Raw genomic sequence first — 24,750 nt, forward strand, 5'->3', positions numbered from 1 at the left:
ATAAAACTAACACAAATTTATACGTTATCAATCATCTTTAAAATTTCTTGAGCAGTTTCATTCACTTCCTCAAGTTTTTCTCCTTCAGTTGGGGTTAGAGCTATTCTGGCTAGGTCGGCTAAGACTTCCTTAATATGGGGGATTGTTTCTTCTGGATGCTTTAGTAAAAATTCAGCAATCTCTGTTGCGATGGGCCAATTGATATCTTGGAGCCACTCTACGAGCTTTGGAATAATTGAATTCACAATTGACGGGCTTAAAGTAGGCAAGTTATAAACCCTTTCAAAATCATGTTTATCTCTTGGTAGATAAATACTAAGATAATCCTCCATAAAGATTTCTCCATTTCAACATTTATTTTAACCATCGAAGATCTTGCCCGTTAGTTGAGAAAACGGCAGCCCTTATGTCGGCCGCCGTTTCTTCGTGTTCTGTTGAGCTATCGTTCCCGTTAGCTGAACGAACTGAAAGGCATGAGAACCCCGATGGGCAAGTCTCATGCCTTTCTGCCATGCGTCGTTATTCGCCTGCAGCGAAGCTGTCGATCGCCGCGAGCGGGAGATGGTCGGTTACAATGCGGCTATAATGCGCCAGCCGTACGATACCGCTCTCATCAATCAAAAATTCGGCAGGTATTCGATTGAAGTTTGAACCTTCCTCCGGAGTAAGGGCAAAGCCGGCAGCAGCTGCTTCTTCGGCGAACATTTTCGTATTCGCATCGGCCATTGTCATACGTACTTTCTCTTCGGACGTCTCGACACCGTACAAATCGTACAAGTGCGCCTTCGGGTCGGCGACGAGCGGGAACGGAGCGTTTTGAGCTCCGACGTATGTCCGCATATTCACCTCCGGCGATTCGAAGACGGCGATGACGTCCATACCTTGTCGTTGCCAATCTGGATATCGGTCGATAAAATGATGCACCCGCAAATTGCAAAGAGCGCAAGCGGAGAAGCGCATAAAGGCGAGCAGCACTTTGCGGCCGCGATAACTATCAAGCGATATGGGATTGCCGCAGTGGTCGACGGTTCGGAATGCTGGGGCAATCATGCCCTGCTGAAGCTGGTGAGTCATCGGTGGATACCTCCTCTACTTGGGAAAAAGATTTACTGACCCAATATACCAGAAAGAGCAGCACCGCTTCTGTGACCTAGTCACCAAATAGCTCCTCCAATTCAGTGCGGCGGGTGATTCGTACCCAACCTCGTCCTGTCTCCACCCACCCCTGCCGCTGAAAACGCTGCAGCGTGCGGCTCACGACTTCACGGGCGGTGCCGATCTCGGAGGCAAGCTCATAATGGGTCATTCGCAGCAATGGCTGCTGCTCCGACGTGGAACTCAGCAGTGCTTCAGCCAGCCGCATATCCAGCGGTTTGGTCTGCCTCGCTTGAAACTGTTCGCCCATATGCATAATTCCTTCGAGCAGGGAACCGAACACGGTTCTACGGATCGACTCGTATTCTTGCACCCATCGGAGGAAGCTGAGTTTGGATACAAACAGCGCCTCGACCTCCGTCTCAGCCTCGATGACGGCTGGGTAGTCTCGTCCGCTCAGTCCGCTTAGCACAAGGAGAGCGCAAATTTCGCCGGGGTTAAGTTTATTGACAATCCGCTCGCTCCCATCCTTCCCGATTTGGCTGATGCGAGCACTACCGCTCAACAATAACATGCCATAGAACGTTGCTTCTTCCCGCTGAAAGAGACGCGATTTTGCAGAGAATGTCCGCACTTCCGGCTGTGCTTCAGCCCAATCCTCGGGGCAAACATCCCTCAAACACGGGAAAACTTCCAGCAACCGCTTATCCGTGACGATTGAAGTCATGCTCCGTTCCCATCCTTAAAATTTCGTTTTCTTTGGAGATCGAATTTTTTCCCCAATCCTACCTCATGGTTTACTCGTTTCTCCACCGTAATGCTGTAAATTATACCATAATCACCACACTAATCTGCCCGTTAGGATTCCTGTAGAGCGTTAATTTTGAGCTTTGCACAAAAACGAGCGACTCCGGTACGATGGGGTAGTCACGGGTCATAGCCCTTTAGCCATCTTAAGGAGGTCGCTCTATCTTGAAGTTTAAAGCTCAAGCCAAACAAAATCAACTGCTCGAACACATTTCAACCCAGCATCTGGTCGTCGGCATCGACATCGCCCAGCAGTCCCACGTTGCTCGCGCCGTCAACTTCCGTGGGATCCTGCTCGGCACTTCCCTTCACTTCTCCAACGACGACGCCGGCTTCAGCCTACTGCTGCAGTGGATGAAAGATCTGCAGGAAACGCACCAATTAAACGATGCCATCATCGGCATGGAGCCAACCGGCCACTACTGGCTCAGCCTCGCTGCCTGGCTCAAAGACCGCAGTCTCGAGGTCGTGTTGGTAAATCCTCATCTCGTCAAAAAGAACAAGGAAAACCGCGACAATACACCCTCCAAAAGCGACGTCAAGGATGCCTTGGTTATCGCCGACATGGTGAAAAACGGCTACTATACCTTCATCAAAGAAACCAGTGAAGTGTTCATGGAACTGCGTGTGCTCATGGCGAACCGGGAGACCATCGTCCATCGTCTCGTCAGCGTCAAGAACCAGATCCACCGCTGGGTCGACATTGTGTTTCCAGAGCTGCGACAGGTATACAAACACCTCTTGGGCTCTGGGTCGCTGGCTACACTGCGTCTCTTTCCAACGCCCGCCGATCTTCGAAAGCTCACCGTTCGCCAGGTAGTCGATGGCTGGAAAACAGTCATGAAGCGACACAGCGGTGAACGAAGAGCTGGTGAGCTGCTGATGCTGGCAGCTCGCTCGGTCGGCGCTAAGCATGCTGAGAAAGCCTACAAGCTTCATCTGCAACAGCTGCTGGCTGAGTATGATTTGGCTATGGAGCAGTTGCAGGTAATCGAGGATGCAGTGGCGGTTGCACTGGCCCGGATTCCGCTGGCTAAGCCGTTGCTGGCGATGAAGGGCATGAGCGTCCTTTCTGTCGCCGGCATTCTGGGTGAAGCTGGCGACCTCAGCGGTTATGCACATGGCAATGCGTTGCTGCGGCATGCCGGCCTCAACCTAGCTGAAGCGAGCTCAGGCAAGTGGAAGGGCCAGATGTCCATCAGCAAACGTGGCCGACCGCGGCTTAGGCATGCCCTATTCATGGCAACCATGGCCCTCATCATGAACGATGAAGCGTTTAAACGACAGCACGAATCGAATGTAAAGACGAGAAGCATGAAGCCGATGCGCTCAGTGATGAAGCTTTGCGGCAAGCTGGCTCGCCTTCTGGTTGCCATGGCACAAAGCGGCGAAGCTTACGAACCGGATCGAGCTCTTCCTATGAAACAAGCTGCTTAGCCGAATCTCGATTAGCACGAAAACTGGCTTATTCGCAGGATTTCAAGATTGCACGGAGTACCGGATTGCGTTGAGCAAAAGGGCACAGACCCGTACCGTTAGGATGACCGGCCTCCAACCACCGGATAGGCGTAACGAAGGAATGAAAGGGCATCGACCCGTCGAGAAATGGGAGTGAAAGCCTCCGGAGGTCACATGGAGCAGCGTGCAACAGAGTAGTAAAAAGAGGAGCGAAACCTCGCCCCTCCTGTTCCCGCATGCGGTTCGGTTGCCGAATCTGACGGTACAAAGCCTTTTCTGTCCAGATAACGATTTATCCCATGGTGAGATCCTGCGAATAAGCGAGCATTCGTGAGAAAACTACATTTTACCGAGGGAGCGCAATGTTCAACTAAAACATCCGTTCGTTTAAGAACACTTAGTTCTACCAATATTCAATCCCAATTTACAATCACTTTCTATTTACATATATAATTGTCATCAAAAGAATTGGAATAATAATTCCCAAACAACTACAGACGATACCTGTAATTGCTGTTTTTCTTCCACTTTGTTCATTAAGCCTTATTTCTTTTAGAGCTACAATACCAATTATTAAACCAATAACACCTAAAATAAATCCAACCCAGAAATATAAAGCAATTGATAGAACCCCTAGAACCAAAGAAGTCACAGCTTTTCTATTTAAAACTTTTCTTTCTAATATCCCCTCATTTCTCAATGGCAATCCCCCCTAAATATTCTCTTTATATAATATTCTTCCATAAATACTCCGATTCCTTCTTTAACTAAACTGCCCGTTAGCGTAACGAGGCTGCCGATAAATGCCGGCATCCTCGCCCTTGTTGTTTATTTAGCTATAATGTTCCGTTACGGCAACAGTGTCCGCGCGATCGCGTAATCAGGGCGTTTCCGTCCAAGCGCGCCTGAGGCGAAGCACGCCCTCCTCGATCTGATCGAGCGCGGGTTTGGCGAAGCTGAGGCGCAGGAATCCGGGACGCGTCCCGAACACCTGTCCGGGGACGTACGTCATGCCTGCCCGGATGGCGCGCTCCAGCATGCGCGTCTCGTCGGGATCGCCGGCTCCCCGCCAATTCACCCACAGATTCAAGCCGCCGTTAGGCACGGCGAAGGAGGCGAGTCCGGGTATCGCCGTATCCAGCGCCGCGCGAAGCGTGTCCATCTTGTAGGCCAACCGCTGCCGCAGCGACGAGATGTGGCGGTCGAACATGCTGGATCCGAGGAATTCCGAAGCGACCCACTGCGGGATAACGCTCATGCCGAAGTCCATCTGCTGTCTGGCGTCTGCCAGCCTGGCGATGACGGAATGCGGACCCAGCAGCCACCCGATGCGGAGTCCGGAGGCCGCGATCTTGGATAGCGAGCCGACGTACAGCATCTGTCCGTTGGCATGCGCCATAGCGCGGAGCGGCTGGGGCGGACGGCCGTCGAACGCCGTCAAACTGAACGGATCGTCCTCGACGATCGGGATGCCGAGGCCGGCGGTGACATCCAACAGCCTGGCACGCCGTTCGCCGGACAGCACGGTGCCGGTCGGATTCTGAAAGTTCGGGTTCAGGAACACCATCCTGAGCCGGTGCTGCCGATGCAGCGCGGCGATGTCGTCCGGGTCGATCCCCTCCCCGTCCACGGGCAGGCTGAAGACGCGCAGACCGGCGGAACGAAACATAGAGAGCGAGTGGCAATAGGACGGATCTTCGACCGCCACCGCATCGCCGGGACTCAGGAGACATTGGGTAATGAGAAAAAGCGACTGCTGCGAACCCGAGGTGACGAGAAGCGAGGAGCCCGCGGCGTCGATCCCCAGGTATTGGCACAGAAATCTAGCGATCGTTTCCCGTAGCGGGCCGTAGCCTTGGGGATCGTCGTAGCCCAGATGACCGCCGTAAGGCCGCTCTCCGAGCAGCCTTTGGATATGCTCGTTCGGGAACAAGTCGTCCGACAATTCCCCGCTGGCCATATCGATCGGCGCCTTCTCGCCGCGCAGTTCTTCACGAATACGCCGCATCGCGGCCAGATTCGGGCGCATCGTTCCGTTCTCCAAGTAGCGACGCCAGTTCGGCGCCTTCGCTTCATCCGATTCCGGATTCGACACGCGCGTACCGCTGCCTACCGTCCGGTACACCCAGCCGTGCGCGCGAAGATCCTCGTAGGCTTGAATGATCGTACTTCGATTCACTTGAAGGAGGCCGGCAAGCTTGCGCTCGGAAGGCAGCAGGCTCCCCGGCGGATACTCCCCCTGGCGGATGCGCTGCTGCAGGTGCTCCGCAATCTGCTGGTAGATCGGCTTCTTCGATTGTCGGTCCGGTTGCCACATTCCGCTTCACCTCCACGCTTCATTATGTGCGAGCCCAGGCGGAAGGACAAGCGTCAATTGGATGGGCAAATTGGATGGGCGATTCCCCGGCGCATTGGATGGTGAAGGATCGTTCGTCTCCTCTTATGCTTGAACCATATCCTCGTTTTTAAACAAGGCAGGTGAACTCCGTTGCATATCGGTTTTCTCATCGGCTCGGTCTTCGTGGTCATGGCGCTTGCCCTGGCGGCTACGCTCCTCGTGGGCTTCTCCAGGAGCAACCGAAGCGAATCTTCGGCTTACGGCAGAGGCACCGGCAAAAAGTGGACGCGGCTAGGTTCCATCTACGTCCTGTGCGTCGTCCTGATTATCGCGATTCTCCTCTTCACCCGGTAGCCGCGGATAGCGGTATCCCGTCCGCATGATTCGAATGGGAAAGGAGGAATACGGATGCTGTATATCGTCATCCTAACGTTCTGCATGTTCTTCGGCGTGGCGGTCGTCTTGGCGGGCGGCAAGCATATCATCGAAGCCGAGGAGCGCTAACTGAGCGCTTGCCGGCTTCGCCGCGCAGCTTCCTACTGCCAAAAAAGGGATATCCCGCATCCAGTCGATGGATGGGATATCCCTTGTTTATTGCGATCGGGTGCCGATCTGGCGTGCGCAGCGGCTGCGCCGACGTTGAATAGTCAGCTTATTTCAGCCAAAGCGCATCCAGCGCATATTCCCCCGGACCGATCAGGATAACCGCCAGGGCTGCGACGATCAGCACCAGATTGTACTCGTAGCCGTTGGACGTCGCCCACAGGCCGTTGCGGCCGTGCACCTTGAAGATCGAGACGAGCATCGTGCCGATCAGCAGCACGGCGCCGACCCAAGTCAGCAGGCCGAAGGCGAACAGCAAGCCGCCCGCCAGCTCCGCCAATCCCGCCAGCAGCGCCATCGCATAGCCCGGTTTGATCCCGATCGAATCGAAAAAACCGCCGGTCCCCTTGAGCCCGTGTCCGCCGAACCATCCCGCCAACTTCTGCATGCCATGCGCCGCGAACAGCAAGCCGATCACGACGCGTATAATGAACAATCCCCAATCCATAAACGTCACTCCCTCGTCAGTTGCAATTGTGTAGATTTGATGTCGACACCGCTATACTAATTGAATTTACTTACTTTTGTCAAGTATAAAACTTTTATATCGTTTTATTCTACCTTTTCAAAATAGCTTGTGCTACAATAAGAAGCGAAAGGGGTGAGCCGGATGGACTACTCCAAAATGTGTCCTAAATTCGAATTAGCTGCCGAACTGCTGGGCAAGAAGTGGACGGGGCTGATCATCCGCGTATTGATGGGCGGTCCCAAACGGTTTAAGGACATCAAGGAACAAATCCCCGACATGAGCGACAAAATGCTGACCGATCGCATGAAGGAGCTGGAGTCGCTCGGCGTCGTGAAGCGAACCGTATATCCCGAGATGCCCGTGCGTATTGAATATGAACTGACGGATAAAGGCCGCGACTTGAAGGAAGTCATTCATTCGATTCAAGATTGGGCCGAACAATGGATGTAACGGGACCCAGCCGATCGTCAAAGAGGCCGCCCGCATCGCCGGAATACCGGGATGCGGGCGGCCTCTTGTCGTGCCGGTCTTAGTGCGGCTGCTGCGGAGACGGACGGCTCTCGTCGAATCGGCTGATCGCGGCTTCCGCGCGCGCCAGCAGCGTCTCGGCGTCCATCGGGGCGGCTGCCCCATGCGCGTAGGCTTCGGGCTCCGCGTATCGAGCTTGCGGTTCGGCGGCTTCCGGTTCGGCGAAGATGTCCAGTACTCCGTCGTACAGACTGCCGCACAGACGGAGCAGAGCGGGCAAGAACAGCAGCAGGAAGAATCCGATGCCGGCCACGACCAGGGAACGTTCGAATGGGGACAGCGGCGGCAGCAGCATCTGCATGACTTCCGTATCGTTGAACAGCTCGAAATGATACAGGTACATCGAGACCTTGTAGGCGGCCGGGGAGACGATGAGCGCGAAGACCGTCGCCGGGATCGTCACCGCGACGACGAACATCGCGATGCTGATCGGGAACTGAAGGATCGCATAGCCCGCGGCGCGGATGCTCTGCGGCCGCAGGATGGTGCCGAACCAGCTCCGCCATGCGGAGGACGGCTGGCCGTCGTCGTCGGCGGCCGCTGCGCCGATCGTTGCGGGCGCGGCCTTCGCGCCGAGACGCCAAGAGTCCCATCTCCGTTCGTCGTCCTGCTTCATCTTCGACAGCCAGGACAAGGTGCCGGCCAGAATGGGAATACCGATTCCGATGATCGATAGGGTCAATCCGATACAAATTCCCGCGACGGCCACGACAAACATGGCGATTCCGCGCGGCAGCGCAAGCAGGAGCATCTTCCAAGCCGATATGGCGCTTCGTTTTCGCATAGGGGTATGCCTCGCTTTCCGTCTCTATGCCTCGATTGTATCAAGAGTGCTTGTCCGCGCATCAGCGGCTGCGGTACGGGATCGCACCCCGACCTTCGGCTAGGTGCGGCTCCTCCTCCCGTCACGCCAATCACCGTTATGATATCTTCTTCGTCCCACGATCTAAAACGACGATAGCTATAGCCATGACGATAACCAGACCGGCCGAGGTCATAATGGCAGACAACCCGGCATTGTTCAGAACGAATGCACCGAGTACGGCTCCCACGCCGGAAGAGGAGTTGAACACGGTCGTATACACGGCTGACGCCGGTATCGCCGCCTCCCCGCCTGTTCGCAATACCCAAGTCTGGATACCGATAAAAAGTATCGAGATTGCCGCACCCCAAACAACGAGCAGCGCCAGCACTGGCCCTATCCCGGAGCTCAGCCCGAACGTGCCCAGACCAATGAGCGATACGCACATAAGCAGTAGTGATACGGCGATGACCGTCTTCATGAAGCGATCGATCAGCGCCCCGGTTAGCACATTTCCGAGCAAGCCGGCGGCCCCGAAGCCAAAGAGCAAAGCGGCGATCATAGCGGGGGCAATGCCAGGGACGTTTCTCAGATACGGTTCGATGTATGTGAACGCTCCGAAATGCGCAGCTACCGTGAAGATTGCCACCGTATAGACGCGCCACAGCTTGCCGCTACGCAGCACGCTGGCCAAGGTGGCGAATCCGACCGATCCTTCGGCATTTATTTGCGGCAGCACGATGGCCATTAACAGCGCCGTGAGCATGCTGGCCGCGACGAGGGTGCCAAATGCCAAACGCCAGCCCCCTGTCTGTCCGATCAGGTTGAGCAGCGGAACACCCAGCACGTTCGCAATCGACATGCCGCCGAAAACGATCGAAGTCGCAAGGCCCGTCCGGTTCGGAGGAGCCATCTGTGTCGCAAGCGCGGCCACCATTGCCCAGAAAACGCCATGCGACAGCGCCCCGATAACCCGCGCCAGCATCAGAACCGGGAACGAATGGGCGATCATCGCAAGTCCGTTCGCGGCAGCCAGCACCAGCATCAACCCGATGAGCAGCGGCTTGCGCGGGAACCGGTTCGGCAGTATGGCTGACAGCAAAGCACTGCCTGCGCCAATCAGCGCATAGGCCGTCACGATGAGCCCTACCGTTGCGGGACTGCGCCCAAGATCGGAAGCGATAGACGATAGCAGTCCGATCGGAGCGAATTCGGTGGTAACAACAGTAAACATGGCAATGCCGAGCACTACGATCGCCAGCCAGCTGCGAATGCTAACTTTCGACGGTTCGGCTTGATTCAAAGCAACCTTAGACATAGTATCTCTCCGTATTGATCAGCCATATTAAATACCAATTGGTACATAATCGAGATAAAAGAAAAGCAGCGGGCAGCTGCTCTTAAATACGATGCAAAAGTCCTGCGAATAGTGGGCTGAGAGCGTTCCGAGCAAGCATTCGGACTGACTGCCGAGCGCCGCCCTAGAAACGTGCAATTCACGAATACTTTCTCTCCCTCCTGGCTTTGCGGTCGAGACGATAGCTGACTACAGCCAGCAAGGACGCGGCGACTGCCACGATGCCTCCGGACCAGGATACATCGATCAGCCTCATGTTCGTTGTCACCCATCCTCCGAGCGCCGATCCGACCGCAATGCCGACATTGACGGATACGGGTGTAAGCGACGAGGCCAAGTCCCGAGCAGCCGGAAAATGCCGGTCGGCCAAATCGATGAAATATAATTGCATCGTGGAATTCATCGCATAGACGACCAGGGCAATAAAGGAGATGCTGACCAATCCCCCGACCAGCGAACTCGCGGAAACATTCAGCGATGCGAGAATGACGGCCTGAATCAGGAACACATACCGAAGCTTGCCGATCCCATCCCGTGCGGCCATTTTTCCGCCAATCAACGTACTGAAGATGGACACGGCCCCATAAAGCAGAAACACTAAGCTGATATACCGTTCTGGAACCCCGAGCACCTCTTGCAGCAAAGGCGTCAGATACGTGTATACGGTATAAGTCGCCGCTATGCTGAAGGACGGAATGAAGAATGCGATCACAATACGGGGATGGGCGAGCAAGCCGATCTGATTTTTCAAGGAACTCCGCGTCCCTTTCATCCCCTTTGGAATGGTTGCCGAGCAAGAAATCAAAGAAATAGCGCCTAACAAGGCTGTAAATCCAAACGCCATATGCCAGCCGCCCCATTGCCCAATGGAAGTGCCGATCGGCACACCGATGACACTGGCCACGGTAAATCCTGCAAAAACGATGGCAATCACCGCCCCCCGCTTTTCGGCAGGCATCGTTTCGCTGGCAACCGCCATCGCGAGCGCTATCAAGACTCCGGTCACGACAGCCGTGATCATTCGGGAAACAAGCAGTAGTGCATACGACTCAGACAGGGCGGTTGCGATATTGCCGGCAATAAAGATGGCGATCAGCGTCAGCATGAGCGGATATTTGGCAAACCGGCTGAACAGAGCCGTCAAGAACGGGGTGCCGATGGCAAACGACAAGGCAAACGCCGATACAAGCGCCCCGGCCGTTGATATGGCGATTTGCAAATCAGCCGCTACTTCTGTAAGCAGCCCAACAATAACAAATTCGCTCGTCCCCAGCACAAAGGTTAATAGAAACAAATTCAACGTCAACAACTTTTGGTGTCTTGTCAACACTTCACTTCCATCCTCTCTCCCCCTCCTACGCCTAAACTAAGCTCTCTCGACGGCAATCTGCACCTCAGCTACATAAGCTTCCGGATCGCCTGTCTGTTCATGAGGGATGCAAATTTCGCGCCGCGGCTCGTTTTCGATCATTCGATAACCATTTCGCTCAATCCACAGCGCCAATTCCGTGCTGGCGGTGCAGCGGCTCGTCGTCCGGCAATGATGGATCAGCGTGGCCATTAGCGGAATGCCCGGCAACCGTTGGACTGCAAAGGGCGGCCGGCTTGGCATTTCGTAGGTTAGCAACCGAGCTGCTTCAATGTCCATATCTTCATCGCTTTCCTCGCAGCCATGCCACAAAACGATCTGCGACAAGGATGGCCGACCGGCATTGCCCAAATAAACGTCCAATTGTCGGAACATCTCCGGGATTTCCCGAAAAGAAGTTCTTTGCCGATAAGACAGCACCAATTGCGGTTCCACTTCTTTCAGCACGACATCATGCGCCACCCCCTGTTTCCCCTCATGCTCGATGGCGTCTAGCCGTTCTTGGATGCGAAACAACTTGGCCTGCTCTTTGTCCACAATGGACTGAATCTCGTGCTGCTTAATCCGGAACATCCCTCTAATTTGCTCAAGCGAAATTTGCTCGTCAATCATCCCGCGGATCTGCTCCAACGAGAACCCCAGTTCTTTGTAGGCCAAAATGCGGTGAAGCTGGAACAACTGATCGGCAGTGTAGTATCGGTATCCAGAGTAAGGATCGGTATGGGCCGGCTTGAGCAAATTCAGCTGGTCGTAGTACCGAAGCGTCTTGACAGACACTTGGCTTATCTTCGAAAACTCGCTGATTTTGAACATGGTTGCACCTCTCAATTGCAAATATTGCGCTTCTGCTCGCTTCTTCCGAAGTATAACTTTCCCGTTAAGGGGAGAGTCAAGCAGACGGCGAAAAAAGAAAATTTAGAACAGTTCCGCCGCCGCTATCTGGTTCCACTTCGACTGAGCGGACTTCCGAGCAGAAAAAAAGCCGCACATCAATGTGCAGCTGGTACGGCTGTATCTAGGGCCGACAGGTCATTAAAAGCCGGCAAAGTTCCGGTGGATGAAGTCTGCAACGAGACGTCCAATTTCATCAGGTGCGTCTTCCAGACAATAATGACCCACGCCTGTAAGCCGATGAACGGGAGCGTCAGGGAACAACTCCGTGAACAGCGGCAGAAAATGTTCCGCATGTAGCGTACGGTCAGACTCTCCCCAAATGGCCATTGCCGGCTTCGTGCGAATCATGCGAACGGCTTCGGCATTAGGTACTTCAAACTGGTGCGCGCCTGTAGCATACCCTTTCGCCCAGCCGATCGCGCCGAGACAATCCGACGGTTCGGAAAAGTGCGAGCCGTAAGCCGCCAGCCAGGTGTCGGTAATCAGGGCGTGATTCTCAAAACCGTTCAGTTTGAGCGTGCTGAGAATATTAAAGCCGAGTTGGCCCAACACGGCCTCGAGACTCCCGTCCTTCTCCGCCTGAACAACCCATTGGAACCAGGGCGAGACGCCAACATTGGCACTCAACCGGTCTCCGAGGCTGGGCTGGCCGAACGGTGTCGGCCCATTAGTCGAGATCAGCCTGTGGATGCGATTTGGATGGCGGGCAGCAAGCCCCATCCCCACCGGCCCGCCAAAATCGTGCATAATCAACGTGATATCCCGCAGGTCGAGCGCAAGCACGAACCGTTCGAGATTGTCGATATGATCTTGCAGCCAGTAGCTACGATCCTGAGGAGTCGCACTTTTGCCGAACCCCATATGGTCGGGGACAATGACACGGCAATCCGGGCTCAGGACCGGAATGAGGTGCCGAAACAGATAGCCCCAGGTCGGCTCGCCATGAAGACAAAGCACGGTCTCACCTTCGCGCGGCCCTTCGTCAACATAGTGCATGGCAAACCCGGGAGCGTCGGTGAAGTGCGGTGTGAATGGATAGGTACCGTCGCAATCCACGAGCGGATCGCGGTTGAGGTTATAAGGATACGTCATGAGGAATGTTCTCTCCTTAGAATTGAATCGGCAAATCCGGCTGGCTGAAACAAAAAAATCTTCCGTCGGTCATAATTGACGAGCAGCATGATGGTTGTCAGCGGCATGTGCCAGTTCGCTGTTAGACGTATAAGCGATGGGCGGCCTCCGCTATGTCTTAAGTTTTTCCATCTCCCCTCACACCTTTTGGATTTTTTCAATTACATACCGAAAAGTATACTATACCAATTGGTACGTAACTGGATGAAGACAAATATACATTAGGATTTCGTATGGTGTCAAACATAAAACGACATAAATTTGACTATTCCTTCGCTGAAGGATAAGATTTTAATATACTGAACGATATGAAAAGGAAGAGGATAGCTTATGGTTCGCCCCCGGGAGTTTAACGAAGAGCAAGCACTACATGCCGCGATGGAACTGTTTTGGGAGAAGGGCTACGAAGCGACTTCATTAAGCGATTTAACGGCAAAAATGGGCATTCAACGGCCTAGCCTCTACGCCGCGTTCGGAGATAAAAAAGAGCTTTTTGAAGCCGCGCTTCGCAAATACAACCAATTTCATGCTTCATATGTGCGCACACGGCTGCAGAGCGTACCGTCCGTTAAAGAAGCGTTGCGCGCTTTCTTTGCGGGCATTGTGGCGGAAGCGTGCGAGGAAGTGCCGAACCGGGGATGTTTTTGCCTGAATGTCATGGTCGAGTTGGCGCCACATGATGCCAAATTTGAAGTGCTGACCAGAGAGCACCAGATGTATTTGGCGGCGATCTTTCAGGAAACCATTGAACGAGGGAAGCGATCCGGCGAACTGGGGAATCATGTGAATGCCAAAGCGCTCGCTCAGACGCTCGTCGTTTCCATGATCGGACTTACCGTGTTGATGAAATCCCGCCCCGATCGAACATTTGCGGACAACGCCGCAGCAACCCTTGTCGCCTTACTGGAGTAAACCGATGGTTTCATCAAGGCGCAAGGACAACTACGACTGATCCTTCGGATACCGATCGGCTATAAGAATGCACGACTTGGCTCTTACCTCGACCGGACTTTCTCCGGCTTGTTGTACCTGGCATGGCTAGGCGCGCTATGCAAAAAAGCCTACGGCGGCGTACCTTAGAAAAGGCAATACCTGTCGTAGGCCTAGAAACCCTCTCATAAGCTCCGATAGAAAGAGGGTATCCCAGCCTGCCCTTACAGACAATGATCAATTTTTCCTCAGTACGGAGTTTGCGGCGATCGATATCAAGGCAAGCGCAGCAAACAGAATTCCGCCCCAAACGATTTCCCCCGTACCGGAGATAGCAATCAGCCAGCCTCCTACGGCCGTACCGATCGCGACACCAAGATTTGAGAAGGAGACGAACAGACTGTTTGCGAACTCCGGCGCTTGGGGCGCTTCCGATGTCAGCCAGATTTGACTGACGATAAGCCCGCTTGTATGCACGGCTCCCCATAGTACAACAATTCCGATAAGCCACATGAGCGACGCCCCTGCATATTGAAGAAGGATGTAGCACACCGCCAAAGCGATCGGATATAGCAGCGTCGTTCTCGCTAAATGCTTGCCGAGCAACTTGCCCGCATACCAGTTGCCCGCCACGCCGCTGGCACCGAAGACGACCAATAGCATACTCACAATCTTCCCGCTCATGTTTAAATGCTGTCCCATATATTCTGCAAAGTAGCTGTACACGGCAAACATCGCGGCGAAAGTAAAGCAGGCTGCTGCGATATTAAGCCACAGGATTGGCTTTCGCAATACACTGAGCTGCGCTCCGATTGAGGCCGGCTTCTGGTCGTCCGTTACGGTAGGAACCATTAAGGCGATTCCCAGTCCAGCGACCCCGTTCACAACTGCCGAGAACATAAAAGCAGCCTCAAGCGAAAACTGATCCGCAACGTAAGATGTCATCGGGATACCGAGTACCATGCCCAGACTGACCCCCAGAAATACTTTCGCGCTAGCCTGTGCGACCCGCTCTTTATCCGACAATATGACAGCCAATACGAAAGCGATCGAGAAATAAACCGGATGAAACAGGGCAGGAACGACCCGAAATACCAGGAGAATCGGAAAGAGCGGCGCAAAAGCCGAAGCGAGGTTGGAGAGGGCAAAAAGCGCGAGAATTCCGATCAGTACCCTTTTCCGGTTCCATCTGGACATCAGAAGCGTCATCCATGGACCAAACAGAGCTATAATAAGCGCAAAAGAGCTGACAAGCATGCCCGCTTGCGAAGCCGTCACACCATACTTCTCTATAATTGCCGGCAGTAGGCCGACTACACCAAGTTCAGTATTAATGATGCCAAAAATGCCAAGTGCAATAAAAAATAAAGAACCGCTACCTTTCACTGTCCATTCCTCCATGAATTCATTTATCTATATATCTGTTTTTATAGATGCTAAATATAAATGAACAGGCAGCCTCACGATGACGACTGCCTGCCTTACATTTTATTCTTAATAAAATCGGCTAGCTGCATAAGCGTTTCTTCGTTTCGCCGGTAGTACGTCCATTGTCCGTAACGCCGGGATTCGAGCAGTCCGGCTTTCTTCATCAGCAGCAAATAGTTGGAAACGACGGATTGGGCCAGTCGCGTTTTTTCCTGTATGCTTCCTACGCATATCCCTCCTTTGAAATCGGAATCCGGCGGCAAATACAATTGAGGTCCAAAATTTGCATCCGGTTTTTTTAGCCACTCCAAAATTTGCACACGAGTTTCATTAGACAATGCTTTAAATATGATCATTGTATCCATGCATATCATTATATCTGTATTTCTATATATGTCTATAGAAAACAAAAAACTCTTCGTAATGAAGAGTTCCCTGAACATGTTAGTAATAATTTGTATTTAAATTGATCTATTCAGACGGTTTATTTTTCATTCTGATAGGTCTGTAGAATGCGCGAATGTCGTTGGCCAGCAGCGCCGGTTCTTCCATAGCCGTAAAATGTCCGCCGGAAGGCATAGTGGTCCAACGAGTTACATTCAGATTGCGCATAGTCCAGGATTTGGGAGGCAGCACGATATCCGCGGGAAATATGGCCATGCCTGTCGGAACTTCTATGCGACCCAATGGCGGCAAGGAATGCGAATTTTCGTAATACATACGTGTTGATGATCCTATGGTGTTAGTCACCCAATAGATCATAATAGAAGTCAACAACTCATCCTTGCTAAATTTCTGGTTGAGGTCACCCTTACAATCGCTCCATGCGCGAAATTTCTCGATTATCCAAGCTGCCAAACCTACAGGCGAATCGGAAAGTCCATAAGCAAGAGTCTGAGGCTTTGTCGATTGAATGGACATATAGCCCCCCTCATGCGAGATCCATTCGGACGCGTTTTTCTTATATTGCAGTTCTTCTTCAGAATATTCCGACCCATCCCGTGAAGTCATGAGACTCCTTATAATGCCAACATCAGTTAGATGGATTCCAAATAAAAGTTCAGGATCATTTGCTGCCAGATACCTTGTAACACCGGAGCCAATATCTCCACCTGCAGCGGCAAATTTTTTGTAGCCTAATTCTTTTGTCATTAGTTTAGCCCACATCTTGGAGACACTAAAATTGTTGACGCCAGCTTGAATAGGGCGACTTGAGAATCCAAATCCAGGCAATGAAGGGACGATGACATCAAAAGAGTCCTCAGGATTACCTCCGTGACTAGCCGGATCCGTAAGGAGAGGAATGATTTTTTGATAACGAAGGTAACTGTCGGGCCATCCATGGGTAAGAATAATGGGCAGAGGGTCAGGTCCTTTGCCGCGCTCGTGTACGAAGTGTACATCTATCCCGTCGATATTGCAGCGAAACTGGGAAAAGCGGTTCAACTTGGATTCTTGTGCACGCCAATCGTAATGATCCCTCCAATAGGAAACGAGTGATTTTAAATCATTTAAATCCGTTCCTCGCTCCCAACCAGAGCCTTCTAATTGATCGGGCCAACGGATGTGGTGCAGCCTGTATTGTAGATCGTCGAGGATATCATCGGATACATGAATATGAAAACGTTCAATAGCCATAATTTGTCCTCCATTTGTTGATTCACAACAATATTATATCCTCTGAACGGGTATGCTACACTGTTATAAGTGAAACAACCAACTATACGATTTGATAGGTGATTCGTATGCCGCAAATAGACAGACACAAAGAACGTACCGTGAACATAGAATTTGCGGCCGTGGAGGATTTTGGTATTCTTCCGTATCCAGAACGGTTTACGCTGATTTTTATTACATCCGGAAGTATAAAGGGGATATTGAACCAACGTCCAATATCGATTAGCGCTCCCGGCGTCCTTTGCTTGGCTGAAGACGATCATGTGCAAGTGATCGACAAGATTAACGTATCTGCACAATCCTTTCGTTTTCATCCCGAATTTCTTAACTCCGTAGCTCTTTCTGAAACGAAGAATGACTTTCCTACACTTCTTCCTAGAATACAAACAGGCCTTTCCCTTTTTCAAAAAGATCATTTGTATTCCGGCGTACCTCGTGTAACCGAGAAGGCATATCCGCTGTTGCTTGAATGGTTTTTTGTACTTGGTACAGAAGTGCAGGCGCAAAGCGATGCACTATGGGCGTGCAGAATAAAAAAATATCTCATTCAAATTTTGGGTTTGTTGGAGGAGTTAAATCGAAGTCGTGAACCCTCGCCTGTCGATGTAGCGCTAGATTATATACACACTAATTATCCGCAAAAGATTTCATTGGAGGATTTGACGAAGTGTGCTCATTTGAACCGTGTGACGCTGAATAAAATGTTTCAGGAAAGATGCGGGAATACAGCGATTGGTTACTTGCTTTCGCATCGCTTGAAGGTCGCGAGTGAACTTTTGACGCATACAGATATGAGCCTTAATGAAATTGCACGTGCTACCGGATTTGAGTATGACACCTACTTTATCAAGCAGTTTACAGCTAGAAAAGGGGTATCGCCGACAACGTATCGAACTACCTCCCGTAAGTTCGCCACTGCTCAATAACAAAATACAACTTCAGCCGACAGCGAAAAACCGGCTGCCTATTTAGGAAACAGCCGGTTTTATTTTCACTCCCGACGAACGGCCGGTCGAGGGCCGCGAAGCCGAGTTCCTTCAGCCCGAGCCCGAGGTATTCGTCCATCGCGCCGGCATCATGAGGCGCCGTCAGGCGTAATCGCCGGGCTGCGTCTTGCTTTTCATCGCGACGCCGAAGTCGGTGTAGATCCGGTTCGTCAAATCGATGCCCCGTCCCCCCGCGATATGGTGCGACGGAACGCCCGCGGCGTCGAACATGTCTTTGTTGTAAAGCATGAGGGAAGAATAGCTATACACCGGAAGGCCGTACGTTTTGCCTCCGACTTTGTAAATGTTCATCAGTTCGCCGCCATCAACGGCTCCGACGAAACGATTCAGCGAAGGCCTCCGCTTCGTGAATGAGCGAATAGCGGCCCGCATTCGTTCTTCGGATGAGCAGCGTGTCTTCCCACAGCGGCAAACGATCGGGCAGCCCTTCCGACCGGACGACGACGCGCCGCCCCCAGCGCAGCCCCTTCATCCGCGCAAGCCATGCGGGGCCGTCGTAAACGACGATCCAGTCGTCCGGCAGCGCGGGCAAGTGCCGCTCCAGCCCCTCGGTCTCGGGGCGGTCGAGGTGCAGGATTAGGACGGCTGCCGGCAGTCGGCCATCCGCTTCGCCTACCTGCTCGAATAGACGGTTCAGCAGCCGCCTTTTCTTGCCGGCCAATCGGCAGTAGAGCGCGAGAAGGAGCAGTAGCAGCGCCCCTATGCCGCTCAGGCCCCCTCCCTCACGCGCTGACATCAGAGCGCCTCCTCCCCGTCTCGTAGGCGAGCTTCAACGTCTCCAGCGCCAGCACCGCGCAGACGACGGCACCCGCGAAGAGGCCAGCGGCGGGGAGCGGCAGCGCGCCGCGGCCGATGAATCCGCCGGCGAGGAGCAGGACGATCAGCGCCGCGTTCCGCTGCAGGGGGAACCGGCTCAGCGGGTGATGCGCGCCGAAGCAGCCGCAAGCGTCACCCGCTCCCTCCCTGCGGCGCTGAGTGCGGTGCCGCCGCCGGGTCAGTCCCGTGAACAGGAGCAGCAGCGCGACGGCGGCCGCTTCCTTGATCCCGCGAGGACCGACGTCGCCGGCGCAGAAAGCCAAGCCCAGCCCGAACTCCGCCGCCAGCACGGCGATGGCGATGCCGGACGCCGCCCGCGCGGGGACGATGCGATGGGCGATAATCTCCATGGCGAAGTTCGCGAACCCCGCCGCCTTCGCGTACCCGGAAGCCAGAAACGCGACGGCCGCAACGTAGTCGATCCCGAGTGCGATCCATTCCATGCGAATTCTCCTCCTAGCGACCGGATCGAGTCCAGATTATGGATGAGTAGGTCGGTATAGGCGCCGTCCAACTTCAAGTTCAGGTTTGTCGAGCCGACCTCCAATCATGCGGAAAAGGGAAGGACGACAGGCCCTTCCCTTCCCGCGCGGCAGTACCGCTTACGCGCAGCAGCCTTGCAGTTGGTCGCAATCGATGTACTGACCCTTCCCGGTATCCGAGTTGGTGCAGATGATCGTCTTGTTCGCCCAATATTGCTTGGTGTAGGACGTGCCGTTCGCCGTGCAGGAGCCGGCTTGGCAGTAATAGTAATCCACGAATTCGCCGTCATGGAACGTTCCCGGCGGACATACGCATGCCATATGCTTCACCTCCTTTCGTGCGGATCCCGTCCCGCAGCGCGACGAGTTCCGCTTCGTCGTGGGCCGTGCCCGCCGCGGCGACCCGCCCTTCGTCGTCCGTCAGGATCGCATAGGGCAGCGCCGAGATCGCGTACCGCCGCCCCATCTCCTCCTGCGCCAAGGCAATCACGGGAAAAGTCCAGCCGAAGTAGTCCGCCATCTCGCGGTTGTCCGCTTCGTCGCCCGTCGTGAACAGCCGGAACGAATACTCGGGCATCGCCCGCGCGGCCGAAGCCAGGTGCGGCAGCAGGTCGATGCAATCCAGACAGTGCATCGACGCGAAGACGAGCGCCGTCCGTCCGGCCGTCGAAGGAATCGTCTCATCCCCGGCAGGCTTAGGAATAATGTCATCCGTTGAAGGCGGTCCTTGGAACATCTTCTTCATCCCAACGTTGCCTCCCCTTTATGTCTCATACCAAGCGCGCTGCTCGGTCCACATGCGGCTGTACAAGCCTTGCTGGGCCAACAGTTCGTCGTGGCTGCCGCACTCGGCGACGCGGCCTTCGCTCATCACGACGATCCGGTCCGCCCGGCGGGCGATGCCGATCCGGTGCGAGATGAGGAGCACGGTCTGTGCCTTGTAGCGGTCCACGATCTCTTGCATGACCCGCATCTCGCTCAACGGATCCAGCGCGGAAGTCGGCTCGTCCAGCACGACGAGATCGACCTCTTCCTTGACATAGAGGCGGGCCAGCGCCAGGCGCTGCCATTCGCCGCCGGACAAGTTGACCGCGCCGTCTTCGAGGCCGCCGAGCGCGGTGTCCAGCCCCTCCGGCGCGGCGCGGAAGCGCGCCCGCTCTAGCAAGGCGGTCAGCGCCGCGTCGTCGCCGACCGATGCGATCCGGCCGACGGCGACATTCTCCCGGACCGTGCTCTGGTACCGCATGAAGTCCTGGAACAAAGCATGCATGCGGCTCGCTCGCAGATAGGGATCGATGTCTTCCACCGGAATGCCGTCATAGCGAATGCGCCCCGGTTCCGTCTCGTACAACCCCAGGATCGCCTTGACGAGCGTCGACTTGCCGGAGCCGTTCTCGCCCAGAATCGCCACCGTCTCCCCTTTGCGGAACGAGAGGCTCACGTCCGATAGCGCGGGAGCGGCACGGTTGGGGTAGGTGAAAGTAAGCCGCTCGATCGTCAGCGCGTCGCGGTAGGCGAATGGATGCATGTTGCCGCTCGATCGGGTTCGTACCGGGGACGTTCTCCCATCCATTTGCGGTTCCCGATGCGGCTTCTTCTCCCGCTTCGCCGATTCTCTCTGCGGCTGGGCAAGCGTTGCATCCCGCTCCCCCGCCGTCGCTGCCCATGCAGCAGCCGCAGCTGTCGCTCCCCCGCCGAGAAGGGCTCCGCCCGCCAAATGCGCATGATGCTCCCAGATCTTCGCGCAGCCTTGCACGATCGCCGAGACGTTCGTCGCCGTCAGACTCAGCGCCATCGTGATGGCGACATAATCTCCCGCCGTCAACTGGCGGTGTCGGATCAGCCAAGCCGCGAGCATGGCGACGATCCCGAAGCTCGCGACGGCGAGCCACTCCCCTTGGGCGTAGCTGCGGGTCTGCAGCCGTTCCAAGCGAAGCTGGAGCGCGTCGACTTGCCGCTTGTACTCCAGCCACTTGCGCTTGAAGTAGTCGGCCGTTCCATACAGGGCGATTTCTTTCTGCGCAGGCGCGCCGGTCAGCAGATCGAAGCAGTACAGATGCCGGACCGACCGGCGCTGGATCTCGCGGCTTAGCGAGACGCGCCGGCGGACCGTTCGCAGGTGCAGATAGCCTTTGGCCGCGCCTACGGCAACCGCAAGCAAGCCAATGCCGGCATAAGCTCCCAGCATGTAGTGGCAACCGAGCGCGGCCGTCAGCAGCCGCGCGAACAGCTGCCCCGTCTGGCCGTAGAGCTCGTATTGCTTGCCGTTCGCCAATCGCTCGTAGGAGAGGTCCGCCGCATAGCTCGGGTGCTCCTTGGCGAGCAACGGCAGCGACGATGTCCGGTCGATCAGCTCCAGGTCCCGCTCGTTGGCGAAGGCCACGCCGAGCCGGTATCCCCGATCGGCGGACCATGCGCCCAGGAACGCGCCGGTCAGCTGCATCGCGGTGAGCGCGGCGATCGGCAGGACGAAGGCCGCGCGTCCGGGCGCGAAGATGGCGTCCAGCACCCATTTGGACATGATGAGATTCGCGTAGGACTGCCAAGCGCCATAGACAAGCATCGCGGTCGCGAGCAGGACGGTCGCGCGATCGAAGCGGTAGACCGCCAGGAACGCCCGCGAGGCTGATCGAGCGGCTGCCGCGACCGTCTTCATTCGGCCGCGGGCTTCGCGGCGTCGCGCCCTGCGATAGACCGCGCGAGGCGTTCCGCGTGCTCGTAAGTATTGAAAAGCCCCGACGCCGCAGCGGTCCCGTCCGGGCGGAGGACGAGCATATAAGGGATCGCGCGGATCGGCGTCTGCCGCGTCAACAGGGCGATGTCGCACCGGAATATCCGGTCGGGAAGGCCAGCCGTCTCCGCGCGAAGATGTGCCAACGCCTCCTCGTCCCCTTCGAGCAGCACCCCGTAGGCCAGCTGCGGATGCGAACGCATCAACGCGATCGCCGGCTCCAATCGGCAGGCCTCGCAGCCCGTGCTAGCGACGAACAGGACGGCGCCGCTCTCGGCGCTCCGAATCCAGGACATGTCGGTCGGCCCGTCCCCCGGCCAGAGGTCGAGCGCGAGAGGAAAGGGCTTGTCCGCCGGATACTCCATCACGCTGCTTCTTAGAAATTTGCGATGCGCCTTTTGTTCCGTCTGTGTCATCTGCTTCATCTGCTTCATCCCCTTCTTCGTCTCCACCCTCGTCAACCGCTCTTCTTCGCCGCGACGGACTTGCCTCCCGCGTAAGGGACCGTTCCCTCCGCGCACCCGGCCCGCGGACGCCGGGTCCGGACTTCCCGGACCAGCTCGATCAGCTCCAGCGTAAGCGTCTGAACCGCCTCCTCGCGCGGCATGCGCATGTATCGGGACAACCGCTCGATATCTTCCCGGAAGTACGCGATGATCTTCTCCGTCGCTTCCTTGTCGCCTTGTCCGGAAGCCTCTACCCACGCGAGAACTCGTCCAGTCGGCTCCGCATGATACGAACCGCTTTTCGTTTCCATTTGTTCACCGCCTGTTGACTGATTCCTAACTCGTCGGCCGCTTCCCGCTCCGACTTGCCCTCGACGATCAGCATCCGCATGACGGTGCGTCCGGTGGACGGCGGGATCGTCATGAGCACCTGCTGCACGAACAGACCGGAGATCAGCTCTTCCTCGGCAGGCTCGGCCGCCTGTTCCGGCGCCAGCGGCAGCTCCTTTTTCCGCAGAAACCGGCTCCGGTATTGGATGCGCCAGGCCGCCCGCTGCAGCTGCGCCCGAAGCTCCGCGATCAACGCTTGTTCCTCCATCGGCGCCCCTCCTGTGCAGGTCTTTCTATCTATTAAGGAACCGCTCGACTTTATTCTACAACCAAAAAGAGAACATTTGTTCTTATTTTTTCCGGGAACAAAGACCAATTATTCGTCAGTGCCCTGTCATGGAGAAGGGAAGCCGAAGAAAGCGAGGTTTTGACGCATGCAAGTGGAAAACGAGAAAGAACGGCAAAAAAGACCCGTCATCCATGGCGACGACGGGTCCAGATTTTTAGGAGAGATTGAAAGTGACCATTTGAAGAATTATTGATTGATTAATTCCTATTGTCTATCCTTCAAGAACGACTTTTCTCTCCTTGCCGGGCGATTGAATGCAAGAGAAGCGCCGTTTTTTCTCTGCAACGCTTGAACCGTATCCCGAATTCCCTCTTCGAACGTCGTCGCCCGTACCGGTCCGATCGACCGCTCGTATTTGTCCCCGCTCAAGACAAGCGGCTCTTCGGTCAAATAAAGCATCTCCACGACTTCCTTCATGACCGGCACGCCCATGCCGAGCAAAGACAACCCTACTATTCCGAGCGGAATGACCGGTTTCGCGCTTCCGCTTGCCTGCCGGGCGATTCGCACGATCTCTTTGCCCGATATTAAGCCTGCACCCGGAATATGCCAGTTCTGACCGTAAGCATCGTCCCTGCCTGCGAGCTCTGCGATCATAAATGCCGCGTCCGGCAAGTAGACGAACTCCCGGGGGACCTTCATATTGCCGATGAAAAAGGCCATCTTGCCGGCCGCGATCGCTTCGAGCGTAGAGCCTAGATAGGAGGCTTCGTTCGCCGTGGGGCCGTAATAATCCGGCAAGCGGGCGATCATGACCTTGGCCCGGCTCCACCGCTCGTCGAACAGCATCTTCTCGTAAGCGAGCCTGGTCTTGCCCTTCCTCGTATGCGGCCGCTTCGGATGCTCCTCGGTCGCCCGAGCCGTCTGTCTTCTTCCATAGGGATAGATGCCGTCGATCGCGACTACTTTTAAGCTCAGCCGATCCGCGGCCTCCATCACCGATTCGCCAAGAGGAACCAGCTTGCTTGCCATCTCGTTATACGGCACGTTCGCGCAATGGAACAGGACGTCCGTGCCTTCCGAAGCGGAGACGACGTGATCCGGCCGGAAAGCATCTCCAACGGCAATCGTCATATGCTCCGGATTACCCAGCTTTGCCCTAAGTTGCTCCAGCTTCTGGCGGGATCGCCCGAAGGCCACCGTCCGAATCCCCCGCTTGACCAACTCCTCCGCAACCGAAGCGCCCGTACCTCCCGTAGCTCCTACTACAATTGCTTTTTCCAAAAGAATCACCTCATTCATTTTTATGGTTGATCAATCACTAACGACAATATACCATGCTGTGGTTGATTGGTCAATCACAATTATTGAATTCTTGTCCCGCGCCCGAATATTCTCGCAGGCCCGGATTTTGCATAAAAAACACGCATGATCTTACCAGGTCACAGGCTATAATGAAAATTGCGACAGGTTATAAAAGGATCGCAAAGCGGTGAATCCGGCCTTTACGAGCTGCAACGATAAAATCCACATGGTCTATCTGATTCTTAATTGGTGGTAAGCGGACATTCTGACATTCTAATCACCTATTGTTCCATCATCATAGATTTGTCAGACCTCCGAACCTCCAGACCTCCAGACCTCCAGAACTCCAGACCTCTAGTCCTCCAGTCCCCCAGACCGCCAGACCGCCAGACCGCCAGACCTCCAGACCTCCGAACCTCCAGACCTCCAGAACTCCAGACCTCCGCACCTCCAACGCC

At 55.0% G+C, this 24,750-nt stretch carries 28 protein-coding genes and 1 pseudogene; 5 read left to right on the forward strand and 24 right to left on the reverse strand.

Translation table 11 applies throughout. From position 1 onward, the window contains the following. Nucleotides 1-17 precede the first annotated feature (17 nt). The 3 genes from H7C19_RS19560 to H7C19_RS19570 all read right to left on the reverse strand — a co-directional run bounded on the left by H7C19_RS19560 (nt 18) and on the right by H7C19_RS19570 (nt 1,822). Nucleotides 18-332, reverse strand: coding sequence for a DUF5071 domain-containing protein (locus H7C19_RS19560; RefSeq protein ID WP_185670741.1), 315 nt, complete (start codon nt 330-332; stop codon nt 18-20). A gap of 187 nt (nt 333-519) precedes the next feature. Continuing rightward, on the reverse strand, nt 520-1,074 hold the full coding sequence (locus tag H7C19_RS19565) for a peroxiredoxin family protein (protein WP_185670742.1): 555 nt from the start codon (nt 1,072-1,074) through the stop codon (nt 520-522). 76 nt (nt 1,075-1,150) lie between these two features. Further along, a complete protein-coding gene (locus tag H7C19_RS19570; RefSeq protein WP_185670743.1) occupies nt 1,151-1,822 on the reverse strand; it encodes a Crp/Fnr family transcriptional regulator in 672 nt (223 codons plus the stop codon). Between the two features lie 245 nt (nt 1,823-2,067). Here H7C19_RS19570 and H7C19_RS19575 point away from each other — a divergent pair, with 245 nt between their 5' ends. Next, the gene (locus H7C19_RS19575; protein WP_185670744.1) at nt 2,068-3,339 is read left to right on the forward strand and encodes an IS110 family RNA-guided transposase; all 1,272 of its coding nucleotides are present in this window, start codon (nt 2,068-2,070) and stop codon (nt 3,337-3,339) included. A 451-nt stretch (nt 3,340-3,790) separates the two neighbouring features. Here H7C19_RS19575 and H7C19_RS19580 read toward each other — a convergent pair whose 3' ends face one another. Then, nucleotides 3,791-4,060 (reverse strand): DUF4190 domain-containing protein, encoded by a 270-nt coding sequence (locus tag H7C19_RS19580; RefSeq protein ID WP_185670745.1) that lies wholly within the window; start codon nt 4,058-4,060, stop codon nt 3,791-3,793. 180 nt (nt 4,061-4,240) lie between these two features. Further along, nucleotides 4,241-5,677 (reverse strand): aminotransferase-like domain-containing protein, encoded by a 1,437-nt coding sequence (locus H7C19_RS19585; protein WP_185670746.1) that lies wholly within the window; start codon nt 5,675-5,677, stop codon nt 4,241-4,243. 171 nt (nt 5,678-5,848) lie between these two features. Here H7C19_RS19585 and H7C19_RS19590 point away from each other — a divergent pair, with 171 nt between their 5' ends. Then, nucleotides 5,849-6,052: a hypothetical protein gene (locus H7C19_RS19590; RefSeq protein ID WP_185670747.1), complete on the forward strand. Its 204-nt coding sequence runs from the start codon at nt 5,849-5,851 to the stop codon at nt 6,050-6,052. 298 nt (nt 6,053-6,350) lie between these two features. Here the strand turns inward: H7C19_RS19590 and H7C19_RS19595 are convergent, their stop codons facing one another. Further along, nucleotides 6,351-6,749 carry a DoxX family protein gene (locus H7C19_RS19595; RefSeq protein WP_185670748.1) on the reverse strand — a complete coding sequence of 133 codons (399 nt, stop codon included), beginning with the start codon at nt 6,747-6,749 and terminating at the stop codon, nt 6,351-6,353. A gap of 162 nt (nt 6,750-6,911) precedes the next feature. Between H7C19_RS19595 and H7C19_RS19600 the strand changes: the two genes are divergently transcribed. After that, nucleotides 6,912-7,220, forward strand: a complete 309-nt coding sequence (locus H7C19_RS19600) for a winged helix-turn-helix transcriptional regulator (protein WP_185670749.1) — start codon at nt 6,912-6,914, stop codon at nt 7,218-7,220. Between the two features lie 79 nt (nt 7,221-7,299). On the opposite strand, the gene H7C19_RS19605 is transcribed toward H7C19_RS19600, so the two are convergent. The 5 genes from H7C19_RS19605 to H7C19_RS19625 all read right to left on the reverse strand — a co-directional run bounded on the left by H7C19_RS19605 (nt 7,300) and on the right by H7C19_RS19625 (nt 12,812). Then, nucleotides 7,300-8,082, reverse strand: a complete 783-nt coding sequence (locus tag H7C19_RS19605; RefSeq protein ID WP_185670750.1) for a sensor domain-containing protein — start codon at nt 8,080-8,082, stop codon at nt 7,300-7,302. Between the two features lie 136 nt (nt 8,083-8,218). Continuing rightward, complete coding sequence (locus H7C19_RS19610) at nt 8,219-9,418, reverse strand: MFS transporter (protein WP_185670751.1); 1,200 nt, start codon at nt 9,416-9,418, stop codon at nt 8,219-8,221. Between the two features lie 178 nt (nt 9,419-9,596). Next, nucleotides 9,597-10,784, reverse strand: a complete 1,188-nt coding sequence (locus tag H7C19_RS19615) for an MFS transporter (protein WP_185670769.1) — start codon at nt 10,782-10,784, stop codon at nt 9,597-9,599. Between the two features lie 39 nt (nt 10,785-10,823). Next, nucleotides 10,824-11,639, reverse strand: coding sequence for a MerR family transcriptional regulator (locus tag H7C19_RS19620; protein ID WP_185670752.1), 816 nt, complete (start codon nt 11,637-11,639; stop codon nt 10,824-10,826). A gap of 219 nt (nt 11,640-11,858) precedes the next feature. Then, complete coding sequence (locus H7C19_RS19625; protein WP_185670753.1) at nt 11,859-12,812, reverse strand: alpha/beta fold hydrolase; 954 nt, start codon at nt 12,810-12,812, stop codon at nt 11,859-11,861. A gap of 369 nt (nt 12,813-13,181) precedes the next feature. On the opposite strand from H7C19_RS19625, the gene H7C19_RS19630 reads away from it, so the two are divergent. Further along, a complete protein-coding gene (locus tag H7C19_RS19630; RefSeq protein ID WP_185670754.1) occupies nt 13,182-13,763 on the forward strand; it encodes a TetR/AcrR family transcriptional regulator in 582 nt (193 codons plus the stop codon). Nucleotides 13,764-14,018: 255 nt separating this feature from the next. Here H7C19_RS19630 and H7C19_RS19635 read toward each other — a convergent pair whose 3' ends face one another. From H7C19_RS19635 to H7C19_RS19645, 3 genes are all read right to left on the reverse strand, one after another. Then, complete coding sequence (locus H7C19_RS19635) at nt 14,019-15,167, reverse strand: MFS transporter (protein ID WP_313731833.1); 1,149 nt, start codon at nt 15,165-15,167, stop codon at nt 14,019-14,021. A gap of 95 nt (nt 15,168-15,262) precedes the next feature. After that, nucleotides 15,263-15,574, reverse strand: coding sequence for an ArsR/SmtB family transcription factor (locus H7C19_RS19640; protein ID WP_185670756.1), 312 nt, complete (start codon nt 15,572-15,574; stop codon nt 15,263-15,265). A 106-nt stretch (nt 15,575-15,680) separates the two neighbouring features. Continuing rightward, on the reverse strand, nt 15,681-16,847 hold the full coding sequence (locus tag H7C19_RS19645) for an epoxide hydrolase family protein (protein WP_185670757.1): 1,167 nt from the start codon (nt 16,845-16,847) through the stop codon (nt 15,681-15,683). Between the two features lie 107 nt (nt 16,848-16,954). Here H7C19_RS19645 and H7C19_RS19650 point away from each other — a divergent pair, with 107 nt between their 5' ends. Beyond that, nucleotides 16,955-17,812 (forward strand): AraC family transcriptional regulator, encoded by an 858-nt coding sequence (locus H7C19_RS19650; RefSeq protein WP_185670758.1) that lies wholly within the window; start codon nt 16,955-16,957, stop codon nt 17,810-17,812. A 162-nt stretch (nt 17,813-17,974) separates the two neighbouring features. On the opposite strand, the pseudogene H7C19_RS34890 reads toward H7C19_RS19650, so the two are convergent. The 10 genes and pseudogenes from H7C19_RS34890 to H7C19_RS19700 all read right to left on the reverse strand — a co-directional run. After that, nucleotides 17,975-18,079 (reverse strand): annotated as a pseudogene (locus tag H7C19_RS34890) (hypothetical protein); the annotation flags it as partial. Nucleotides 18,080-18,197: 118 nt separating this feature from the next. After that, entirely contained in the window at nt 18,198-18,629 is a 432-nt protein-coding gene (locus H7C19_RS19660; protein WP_185670759.1) for a hypothetical protein, read from the reverse strand. After that, entirely contained in the window at nt 18,616-19,152 is a 537-nt protein-coding gene (locus tag H7C19_RS19665) for a MauE/DoxX family redox-associated membrane protein (protein WP_185670760.1), read from the reverse strand. Before H7C19_RS19665 ends, H7C19_RS19660 begins: the two co-directional genes overlap by 14 nt. Before the next feature lie 159 nt (nt 19,153-19,311). Next, nucleotides 19,312-19,512 (reverse strand): hypothetical protein, encoded by a 201-nt coding sequence (locus H7C19_RS19670; protein WP_185670761.1) that lies wholly within the window; start codon nt 19,510-19,512, stop codon nt 19,312-19,314. Then, nucleotides 19,478-19,936, reverse strand: coding sequence for a thioredoxin domain-containing protein (locus H7C19_RS19675; RefSeq protein WP_185670762.1), 459 nt, complete (start codon nt 19,934-19,936; stop codon nt 19,478-19,480). The genes H7C19_RS19670 and H7C19_RS19675 overlap by 35 nt, the downstream gene beginning before the upstream one ends. 18 nt (nt 19,937-19,954) lie before the next feature. After that, nucleotides 19,955-21,847 carry an ATP-binding cassette domain-containing protein gene (locus H7C19_RS19680; RefSeq protein WP_185670763.1) on the reverse strand — a complete coding sequence of 631 codons (1,893 nt, stop codon included), beginning with the start codon at nt 21,845-21,847 and terminating at the stop codon, nt 19,955-19,957. Further along, nucleotides 21,844-22,374 carry a hypothetical protein gene (locus H7C19_RS19685; protein WP_221469348.1) on the reverse strand — a complete coding sequence of 177 codons (531 nt, stop codon included), beginning with the start codon at nt 22,372-22,374 and terminating at the stop codon, nt 21,844-21,846. The genes H7C19_RS19680 and H7C19_RS19685 overlap by 4 nt, the downstream gene beginning before the upstream one ends. 5 nt (nt 22,375-22,379) lie before the next feature. Further along, nucleotides 22,380-22,679 carry a helix-turn-helix domain-containing protein gene (locus H7C19_RS19690; RefSeq protein ID WP_185670765.1) on the reverse strand — a complete coding sequence of 100 codons (300 nt, stop codon included), beginning with the start codon at nt 22,677-22,679 and terminating at the stop codon, nt 22,380-22,382. Beyond that, a complete protein-coding gene (locus tag H7C19_RS19695) occupies nt 22,619-22,966 on the reverse strand; it encodes a sigma factor-like helix-turn-helix DNA-binding protein (protein ID WP_185670766.1) in 348 nt (115 codons plus the stop codon). The genes H7C19_RS19690 and H7C19_RS19695 overlap by 61 nt, the downstream gene beginning before the upstream one ends. A gap of 285 nt (nt 22,967-23,251) precedes the next feature. After that, nucleotides 23,252-24,271 (reverse strand): SDR family NAD(P)-dependent oxidoreductase, encoded by a 1,020-nt coding sequence (locus H7C19_RS19700; protein ID WP_246469615.1) that lies wholly within the window; start codon nt 24,269-24,271, stop codon nt 23,252-23,254. Nucleotides 24,272-24,750 lie beyond the last annotated feature (479 nt).

This window comes from Cohnella nanjingensis (assembly GCF_014212125.1).
In the GTDB taxonomy this organism is placed as follows: Bacteria; Bacillota; Bacilli; order Paenibacillales; family Paenibacillaceae; genus Cohnella; species Cohnella nanjingensis.

What these genes read in the sequence shown, in the direction of transcription:
- H7C19_RS19560 (WP_185670741.1), bottom strand. Translation starts at nt 332, where the DNA reads ATGGAGGATTATCTTAGTATTTATCTACCAAGAGATAAACATGATTTT.
- H7C19_RS19665 (WP_185670760.1), bottom strand. Translation starts at nt 19,152, where the DNA reads ATGGAATGGATCGCACTCGGGATCGACTACGTTGCGGCCGTCGCGTTT.
- H7C19_RS19670 (WP_185670761.1), bottom strand. Translation starts at nt 19,512, where the DNA reads ATGGCATGCGTATGTCCGCCGGGAACGTTCCATGACGGCGAATTCGTG.
- H7C19_RS19595 (WP_185670748.1), bottom strand. Translation starts at nt 6,749, where the DNA reads ATGGATTGGGGATTGTTCATTATACGCGTCGTGATCGGCTTGCTGTTC.
- H7C19_RS19680 (WP_185670763.1), bottom strand. Translation starts at nt 21,847, where the DNA reads ATGAAGACGGTCGCGGCAGCCGCTCGATCAGCCTCGCGGGCGTTCCTG.
- H7C19_RS19660 (WP_185670759.1), bottom strand. Translation starts at nt 18,629, where the DNA reads ATGTCAGCGCGTGAGGGAGGGGGCCTGAGCGGCATAGGGGCGCTGCTA.
- H7C19_RS19640 (WP_185670756.1), bottom strand. Translation starts at nt 15,574, where the DNA reads ATGGATACAATGATCATATTTAAAGCATTGTCTAATGAAACTCGTGTG.
- H7C19_RS19565 (WP_185670742.1), bottom strand. Translation starts at nt 1,074, where the DNA reads ATGACTCACCAGCTTCAGCAGGGCATGATTGCCCCAGCATTCCGAACC.
- H7C19_RS19645 (WP_185670757.1), bottom strand. Translation starts at nt 16,847, where the DNA reads ATGGCTATTGAACGTTTTCATATTCATGTATCCGATGATATCCTCGAC.
- H7C19_RS19605 (WP_185670750.1), bottom strand. Translation starts at nt 8,082, where the DNA reads ATGCGAAAACGAAGCGCCATATCGGCTTGGAAGATGCTCCTGCTTGCG.
- H7C19_RS19620 (WP_185670752.1), bottom strand. Translation starts at nt 11,639, where the DNA reads ATGTTCAAAATCAGCGAGTTTTCGAAGATAAGCCAAGTGTCTGTCAAG.
- H7C19_RS19585 (WP_185670746.1), bottom strand. Translation starts at nt 5,677, where the DNA reads ATGTGGCAACCGGACCGACAATCGAAGAAGCCGATCTACCAGCAGATT.
- H7C19_RS19600 (WP_185670749.1), top strand. Translation starts at nt 6,912, where the DNA reads ATGGACTACTCCAAAATGTGTCCTAAATTCGAATTAGCTGCCGAACTG.
- H7C19_RS19690 (WP_185670765.1), bottom strand. Translation starts at nt 22,679, where the DNA reads ATGGAAACGAAAAGCGGTTCGTATCATGCGGAGCCGACTGGACGAGTT.
- H7C19_RS19675 (WP_185670762.1), bottom strand. Translation starts at nt 19,936, where the DNA reads ATGAAGAAGATGTTCCAAGGACCGCCTTCAACGGATGACATTATTCCT.
- H7C19_RS19625 (WP_185670753.1), bottom strand. Translation starts at nt 12,812, where the DNA reads ATGACGTATCCTTATAACCTCAACCGCGATCCGCTCGTGGATTGCGAC.
- H7C19_RS19610 (WP_185670751.1), bottom strand. Translation starts at nt 9,418, where the DNA reads ATGTCTAAGGTTGCTTTGAATCAAGCCGAACCGTCGAAAGTTAGCATT.
- H7C19_RS19570 (WP_185670743.1), bottom strand. Translation starts at nt 1,822, where the DNA reads ATGACTTCAATCGTCACGGATAAGCGGTTGCTGGAAGTTTTCCCGTGT.
- H7C19_RS19650 (WP_185670758.1), top strand. Translation starts at nt 16,955, where the DNA reads ATGCCGCAAATAGACAGACACAAAGAACGTACCGTGAACATAGAATTT.
- H7C19_RS19695 (WP_185670766.1), bottom strand. Translation starts at nt 22,966, where the DNA reads ATGGAGGAACAAGCGTTGATCGCGGAGCTTCGGGCGCAGCTGCAGCGG.
- H7C19_RS19630 (WP_185670754.1), top strand. Translation starts at nt 13,182, where the DNA reads ATGGTTCGCCCCCGGGAGTTTAACGAAGAGCAAGCACTACATGCCGCG.